Source organism: Dyella sp. (genome assembly GCF_036384435.1).
In the GTDB taxonomy this organism is placed as follows: domain Bacteria; phylum Pseudomonadota; class Gammaproteobacteria; order Xanthomonadales; family Rhodanobacteraceae; genus GSA-30.
Window position 1 is genome coordinate 1 of record NZ_DASVMI010000121.1, and the last position, 5,932, is coordinate 5,932.

Annotated in this window: 6 protein-coding genes and 1 pseudogene; 1 reads left to right on the plus strand and 6 read right to left on the minus strand. The window is 64.1% G+C overall.

Annotation, left to right across the window (positions count from 1 at the left end; translation table 11 throughout):
• The 6 genes and pseudogenes from VF436_RS12230 to gspN all read right to left on the minus strand — a co-directional run.
• A pseudogene (locus VF436_RS12230) lies at positions 1-340 on the minus strand (hypothetical protein); the annotation flags it as partial.
• A gap of 183 nt (positions 341-523) precedes the next feature.
• Positions 524-1,342: a nucleoside triphosphate pyrophosphohydrolase gene (gene mazG, locus VF436_RS12235; protein ID WP_330904308.1), complete on the minus strand. Its 819-nt coding sequence runs from the start codon at positions 1,340-1,342 to the stop codon at positions 524-526.
• A 19-nt stretch (positions 1,343-1,361) separates the two neighbouring features.
• Positions 1,362-2,183: a 3'(2'),5'-bisphosphate nucleotidase CysQ gene (gene cysQ, locus VF436_RS12240; RefSeq protein WP_330904309.1), complete on the minus strand. Its 822-nt coding sequence runs from the start codon at positions 2,181-2,183 to the stop codon at positions 1,362-1,364.
• Positions 2,180-2,737, minus strand: coding sequence for an ADP compounds hydrolase NudE (gene nudE, locus VF436_RS12245; RefSeq protein WP_330904310.1), 558 nt, complete (start codon positions 2,735-2,737; stop codon positions 2,180-2,182). Before nudE ends, cysQ begins: the two co-directional genes overlap by 4 nt.
• Positions 2,738-2,746: 9 nt before the next feature.
• On the minus strand, positions 2,747-3,520 hold the full coding sequence (locus VF436_RS12250; protein WP_330904311.1) for an inositol monophosphatase family protein: 774 nt from the start codon (positions 3,518-3,520) through the stop codon (positions 2,747-2,749).
• The gene (gspN, locus tag VF436_RS12255; protein WP_330904312.1) at positions 3,517-4,299 is read right to left on the minus strand and encodes a type II secretion system protein N; all 783 of its coding nucleotides are present in this window, start codon (positions 4,297-4,299) and stop codon (positions 3,517-3,519) included. The genes VF436_RS12250 and gspN overlap by 4 nt, the downstream gene beginning before the upstream one ends.
• Positions 4,300-4,371: 72 nt before the next feature.
• Between gspN and VF436_RS12260 the strand changes: the two genes are divergently transcribed.
• Entirely contained in the window at positions 4,372-5,736 is a 1,365-nt protein-coding gene (locus VF436_RS12260; RefSeq protein ID WP_330904313.1) for an adenosylmethionine--8-amino-7-oxononanoate transaminase, read from the plus strand.
• Positions 5,737-5,932 lie beyond the last annotated feature (196 nt).

A 5,932-nucleotide genomic window follows, 5' to 3' on the forward strand; every position in this document is an offset into this window, starting at 1 on the left:
GGGTCACGTTGATGTCCAGGTCAGCCGAATAGCTGCCAAAATGCCAATTGATGTGCTCGCCAGCCAGTTGCACGATCAGCCGGTCGCCTTCGCGATGCTGGGTGACCGTGAGCTTGTCCAGTATCGACTTGTCGGATGCGCAGGCACGCCCGCTCAAGTCGCCACTGGTAGCACTGTCGCTGCCATTGACATGCAAGTCATAGGCATTGACGTCGAACTGCACCTGGCGGACACCCGCCAGATCGAGCTTCAGTTCGCGCGGTGCTTCGAACTTGCAGTCCTGGCCCGCATGGGCGGCAAGGGGTGCCAGCAGCAAACTGGCTAACAGGAGACGACGCATGGATGCTTCCTCGTGAAGGGGTCAGCGGTGTGATGCAGCTCGGCGAAGAAAGGTTGCATGGGAGTGGTTGGGATCAGGGCGAGGAGCGCGGGGTTGAGCCTCCCCGCGACGCCAAGGGTTGCCCAACCAGACTGATATTGCAGGAATCTCTCGTCGCTCGGGCGCTTGCGACCTCACTACCGACTATTCACTGCTCATCCCTGGCTTCTCGCCCTGCTTGACCCGTTGCCACAGCGCTTCCTGGGCACCCAGGTCGCGCTCGGCCAATGGCGTTCCTTCGCGTTCGGCCAGTTGTTCCATGCACCGGAAGCGGGTTTCGAACTTGGTGTTGGCGTGGCGCAACGCCTGGGAGAAGTCGACATCGGCATGCCTGGCCACGTTCACCGCGACAAACAGCACATCGCCGATCTCATCCTGCAAGCGTGCCTTGTCCCCGCCCTGGGCGAACTCCTGCCGCACTTCCTCGACCTCCTCGACCAGCTTGTCCAGCACGGGCGAAGGATCTGGCCAATCGAAGCCGACCCTGGCCGCGCGCTGCTGCAACTTGGTGGCGCGCTTCCACTCGGGCAGGCCATGCGAGACGCCGGCCAGGGCACTGCGATCATCCACGCCTTCACCCTTGGCCGCGCGTTCGTCACGCTTGATGTCGTCCCAAGCCTGCTTTTGCGCATCCATGTCGGCATAGCGCACATCACCAAACACATGCGGATGCCGGCGCAGCATCTTGTCGCTGATCGCATGGGCGACGTCGGCAAAATCGAACAGGCCCCTTTCCTTGGCCATCTGCGCATGAAACACCACTTGCAACAGCAGATCGCCCAGTTCGTCGCGCAGGTCGTGCCAGTCCTTGCGATCGATCGCATCGGCCACCTCGTACGCCTCTTCGATGGTGTACGGCGCAATGGTGGAGAAATCCTGCTTGACGTCCCAGGGGCAACCCGTATCCGGATCGCGCAGGCGCGCCATGATGCCGAGAAGATCGTCGAGCGTATGCCGGGTCATCGTGACGCGCCTTCGTGAGCTAGAAAATATCCAGTGCCAGCAATTTGCTGCGCCAGTCGATGAGCCGATCGCCCACGGCAATGAATTCGGGATTGAGCAACGACTCGCCACGGTTATAGCTAAAAGGCTCACCGCGCAGGTCGAGCACCGCGCCACCGGCTTCTTCCAGCACGCATTGCGCCGCCGCCGTATCCCATTCGCTGGTAGGGCCGCGACGCAGATAGACATCGGCATCGCCGCGTGCGATCACGCAGAACTTGAGCGACGAACCCAACGCCAGCGTGCTGTACGTGTCGCCCAGCAAACCTTGCAGTACCCGGGTGGCATCCGCGCCGTGCCAGCGGCTGCCGGCTACATGTGCCGGCTGCGCCAATGCACGCGCCTGAATACGCTGCCAGGAGCCGCCGGGATGCGATTGCAGCCACGCCCCCTCACCTCGGCGCGCGACATAGAGCTCGCCGGTCACTGGCGCCAGCACGACACCGAGTACCGTTTCATGGTTGTCGATCAGGGCGATGTTCACGGTGAATTCGCCGTTGCGCTTGATGAATTCGCGCGTGCCATCGAGCGGATCCACCAGCCAGTAACGCGACCATTGCTGGCGCTCGCTCCAGGGGATGGTGCTGGCTTCCTCGGATACCACGGGCAATCGTGGCTCCAGTTGCGCCAGACCGGCGACGATCACTTCCTGCGCGGCAAGATCGGCGGCGGTAACCGGCGAGCGGTCGTCTTTGTGCTCGACTTCGAAATCGCTGCCGTACACCACCAGGATCGCATCACCGGCCGTACGGGCAATCTCGCCGATACGTTGCAGCAAGGGAGAAAGTTCGCCGCCGCTCATGCCGGACGAAACCGGCCAGCAAGGTACTCACGCGCCATGAACAGGGCCGCGATAGAACGTCCCTCGCTCACCTCCTCGTGCTGCACCAGCAGGTGCAGTTCGGACATCTTCCACGGTACCACTTCGAGCTCTTCCGGTTCGTCACCCTGCAAGCGCTCGGGATACAGATCTTGCGCCAGCACCACATGCGCCATGTGCGTCATGTACGAAGGCGACAATGACAGCGCGTGCAGCGTGGTCAGCTTGCGCGCGCCATAGCCGACTTCTTCCTTGAGCTCGCGATCGGCCCCTTCCTGCACCGTTTCGCCCGGATCGAGCCGCCCCTTGGGCAGGCACAACTCATACCGGCCGACACCGGCCCCGTACTCGCGCACCAGCAGCACGGTGTCGTCGTCCTGCATCGGCACGATGATCACCGCGCCCAGGCCGCTGCCCTTGAGACGCTCGTAGGTGCGGCGTTCGCCGTTGGAGAATTCAAGGTCCAGTTGCTCGACACGCAGGAAGCTGCTGTCGTGCACATCGCGGGTCGCGTGGATGATCGGTGGTTTGCGCATCCGGCAAGTCTAGCGCAGGCGCGCCAGGGCCACCTCATGCACCGCCGGCACGCCGGCCAGCACGCTGCGGGTATCGAGCGTCAGGCCGCTGCCCTCCAGGTCGGTGAATACGCCGCCGGCCTCGCGAACGATCACCGCCAGCGCAGCCACGTCCAGGATGTTCACATCGGACTCGATCACCAGGTCCAACCCGCCGCGCGCCAGCAGATGGTAGTGACAGAAGTCGCCATAGCCACGGATGCGGTTGACCTCGGCCACCAGCCCCCCCAGCGCGTTCCAGCGAGCGTCCGCGGTAAGCGACTTGATATTGCCCAGGGACACCGAGGCCTGCGCCAGTTCGGCGGTCGCGGCCACCTGCACCTGATGCCCCTCGAACCAGGCACCACCGCCCCGGCTGGCCCACATCGTCTCGCCGTAGACCGGCGCATTGGATACACCGAGCACCAGTTCGCCCCGGTGCATCAACGCGATCTGCGTGGAAAAGAACGGCGTGCGCCGTACGAAGCTCTTGGTGCCGTCGAGCGGATCGACCAGCCACAACCATTCCTGCGTATCGCCGTCACGACCGAACTCCTCGCCATAGATGCCGGCCTCCGGCAGCGCCGCGCGCAGGATGTCGCGGATGGCAAGCTCGGCCTCCCGGTCGGCCACAGTGACGGGCGTGGCGTCGCTTTTCCACTCCACCGCCACGCCTTGCCGCCAGTAATGCAGCAGGATCTCGGCGGCGGCGGCGGCGGCCCGCTGCGCGCCATCCAGGGCAAACGCGTAATCGGTGCTGCTCATGGTTTCTCCTTGTGAGACATGCTGGCCAAGCCGCCCTTGTATTCCAGATGCAGGCTACCCTCGGCATCCACTGGCCCCAGCGACGCCAGCCAGCGCCTGAGTGCCGGCTGCGAGCCGCGTGGCGTGGCATCGAGGCTGTAACGCCAGCCCAGCGCGCTGGCGGCAAACACGCCAGAAAGCTTCAGTGGCCCCTGGTCACCCAGGTCATTGACCGTGCCCTGTATCAAACCGTTTTGCGCCTGGGCCTCCCAGCGCAGCGTACCCAGCGCCACGCTGCCCTGGCGCGTGATCATCGCCGCCTCGCGCCAACGCCCGGTGCCATTGAGCTGGGTAGGCCATTGGCCTTGCAGCAACGCGTTGCCGATATCGGCCTCCAGCACGCCGCTAGGACGCATGCCGGTCGCGGCATCGGCGCTGGCCTGGGAAAGATCGAAGCGCACATGGACATCGCTCCAATGCTGCGCGGTGTCGCTGATGCGCTCCATATGCCCCTTGAAGCCGATCTTCGGGCCATCGAAGTCGATCGTGGCCTCCAGGTGCCCCAGCAGCAGGCGGCGCGACAGCTGCCAATCGACCCGCCCCAGCGCCACACCCTGAGAGTCGATCACCGAGTCGGCATGGCCGTTCCAGACCGATCCACCCACCCCAGCCAGACGCAAGCCATGCAGGCGCGTCTCGATGGCCGATTGTGCCCAGCGCGCAGGCAGGAAGGCGATCACACCGGCCAGCACCAGTAACAGGACCACCAGCACTCCGGTCAACCTGAGCCACAGCTTCAAACGCGAACTCCTTGAAATGGGGAGAGACGGCAAGGGTTGAGCCCATACCCGCCAACGCCCGATCATAACCGGATGACCACCGCCAACTTGAACAACGCCGCGCTCGCCGCGCGCGACCTGCGCCATCTATGGCATCCCTGCACGCAGATGCACGACCATCAGACCATCCCGCTGCTGCCCATCGTGCGCGGTGAGGGCGCATGGCTGATCGACGCCGACGGCAACCGGTATCTCGACGGCATCAGTTCCTGGTGGACCAACATCTTCGGCCACGCCAACCCACGCATCGGCGCCGCCCTGAAAACCCAGCTCGACACCCTCGAACATGTGATCTTCGCCGGCTTCACGCACGAACCGGCGATCGAACTGGCCGAGGAACTGGTACGCATCACGCCGCCAGGCCTGGACAAGGTGTTCCTCGCCGACAACGGCTCGGCCGCCATCGAAGTGGCGCTGAAGATGAGCTTCCATTACTGGCTCAACGCCGGCCATGGCGAAAAAACCCGCTTCATCGCACTGACCGGCAGTTACCACGGCGAGACCCTGGGCGCACTTTCGGTCAGCGACGTGGCGCTCTACCGCAAGACCTACGCGCCCCTGCTACTGACACCCTTCCTGGCCCCCTCGCCCGATACCTACGAGGGCGAGCCCGGCGAAACACCCGAAGCGATCGCCGAGCGCCGCCTGGGCGAACTGCGCAGTCTGCTTGAGCAGCATGCCCATGAAACCTGCGCCGTGATCGTCGAGCCACTCGTGCAATGTGCAGGAGGCATGCGCATGTATCACCCGCGCTATCTCAGCGGCCTGCGTGCGCTGTGCGACGAATTCCATGTGCACTTCATCGCCGACGAAATCGCCGTAGGCTTTGGCCGCACCGGCACGCTGTTCGCCTGCGAGCAGGCCCCGGTCACACCCGACTTCATGTGCCTTTCCAAGGGCCTTACCGGCGGCTTCCTGCCGCTTTCGGCGGTGCTGACCACCCAGGGTGTCTACGACGCCTTCTACGCCGAATACAACGCCGGCAAGGCCTTCCTGCACTCGCACAGCTACACCGGCAACCCGCTGGCCTGCCGTGCCGCTCTGGCAACGCTACAGATCTTCCGCGAAGACCCGATCATCGAACGCAACCGGCACCTGGCCGCGCATCTGGCCAAACGTCTTGCTCCCCTGCGTGATCACGCACACGTAGCTGACGTTCGCCAGACCGGCATGATCGCCGCGGTGGAACTGGTGCGAGACAAAACCACCCGTAAACCCTACCCCTCCGAAGAACGCCGAGGCATGCGGGTCTACCTACATGGCCTGAAAAACGGCGCCCTGCTGCGTCCGCTTGGCAACGTGGTTTATTTCATGCCGCCGTACGTGGTGACGACAGAGGAAATCGACCGCTTGGTGGAGGTAGCGATCGCCGGCATCGAGCTGGCTGTCAGGGAATGAAGTCGCCCGCCGGCGCGGACTGCGAGACCGGCTGCCGGGCGGCCTTTAAAGGGTAACGACGGGAGCCGGCGTCGGGCTCTCTGTCTTTACCCGTTACAGCGAGCGTAGCGAACAACTCACCACCGCGACCGCTGCGCGATCAACGAACCGAAATACTCGGATCAAGCTGCTGCAACGCCGGCCCAACCTGGTTCTG